The sequence below is a fragment of the Teichococcus deserti genome (assembly GCF_001982615.1).
GTDB classification, from domain to species: Bacteria; Pseudomonadota; Alphaproteobacteria; order Acetobacterales; family Acetobacteraceae; genus Pseudoroseomonas; species Pseudoroseomonas deserti.
Window position 1 is genome coordinate 1 of record NZ_MLCO01000145.1, and the last position, 1,280, is coordinate 1,280.

Genomic DNA, 1,280 nt, shown 5'->3' on the forward strand with positions numbered 1-1,280 from the left:
GCGCCGGCCGGCACGACGATGGAGGGCGTGCTGCGCTTCGCCACCACGGCGCCGCTGGCCTGGTGCGCGCGGCGCGGCGAATGGTGCCTGGACCTGCAGCGCAGCGGCCCGGCCGACCTGCCCTGGCGGCTGAACCTGCGCCGCGCCGACCTGCCGGAGGAGCCGGTGCCGCTGGCCCAGGCGGCGACGCTGGATGCGGTGCTGCATCTGTCGCGCCGGCTCTTCGCCCAGCGCGCGCTGGTGCGCTCGAATGATTCGACGCTGCGCGAGGCGGCGGAGCTGCTGGAATGCGACCTGGAATTCCTGCTGCCGGCGGCGCGCAGCCAGATGACTGCCCTGGCCGAGGGCGGCTATGCGCTGCAGGACGAGAAGGGCTGCCGCGCCATCTCCGCCCAGCTGGCCGACACGCTGCTGGCGCATGACATCGCGCGGCGCCAGGCCAGCCGGCCGGCCTCCGACCGCCGCCCGGCCGTCGGCGAGAAGCCGGAAAGCTAGTTCACCACCCGGAAGGCCTCGCGCCGCCCGGCGATCTCCTGGGTCAGGGCGAGGGCTGCCGGCGGCTCCATCTGCGCCAGGATCGGCCCGGCCTGGCGGTCGGGGATCTTCAGCAGGATCACCGCGGCGCGCGGCGGCTCCAGCCGCTCCAGCACCTTGGCTGCCTGCTGCGGCCGCATATTGACGTAGAGCGCGACCAGCGCGTCGATATCGGCCTCTGAGGCGGCGCTTTCCCGCATCACCAGCCGCTCCACCTCCTCGCGCAGCCTGGCGAGCTCGGCGATCTGCTGCCGGGCCAGGCTTTCGGCCGCCTGCAGCCGCGCCTCGCGCGCTTCCAGCCCGCGCTCGCGCCGGTCGATCTCCGCCTGGCGGCGCGTCACCTCGGCGAGCAGCCGGCCTTCGCCGGGGCGGTCGTCGCCCAGCGGATTGCCGCGGACGGGGGCGGCCAGCACCGGCGAGACATGCGGCAGGGCGACCAGCCCGTCGCGCAGCGGCATGGCGGCCGGCGGCGCGCCGCCCGGCTGCACCGGCATTTGGGCCGGCGCTTGCGCCCGCGCCGGACCGCTGCCGGTCCGGAGATCGGACAGGCCCTCGATGCGGCCGGGCAGCAGCGCGGCCAAGGCGAGAGCCAGCAGCGGCAGGCCGCGGCGCGGGCCCAGCCAGGGATTGGATCGGGTCGACAGATCGAGGCGCATCGTCGGCTTCTCCGGCAATCAGCCAGGCAGGATGGACAAGGGGCTCAATCGAGCTTGACGCGGATGGTGCGCGGCTCGGCCCCGGGGCCG

Annotated in this window: 2 protein-coding genes; one reads left to right on the top strand and one right to left on the bottom strand. The window is 75.3% G+C overall.

The genetic code is table 11. The features are described from left to right. On the top strand, window positions 1–495 hold a 495-nt coding region (locus tag BKE38_RS32100), incomplete at its 5' end, for a hypothetical protein (RefSeq protein WP_165694195.1). On the opposite strand, the gene BKE38_RS15315 is transcribed toward BKE38_RS32100, so the two are convergent. Next, complete coding sequence (locus BKE38_RS15315; protein ID WP_076958167.1) at window positions 492–1,190, bottom strand: MotE family protein; 699 nt, start codon at window positions 1,188–1,190, stop codon at window positions 492–494. The two genes, BKE38_RS32100 and BKE38_RS15315, sit on opposite strands and share 4 nt — an antisense overlap. Between the last annotated feature and the right edge of the window lie 90 nt (window positions 1,191–1,280).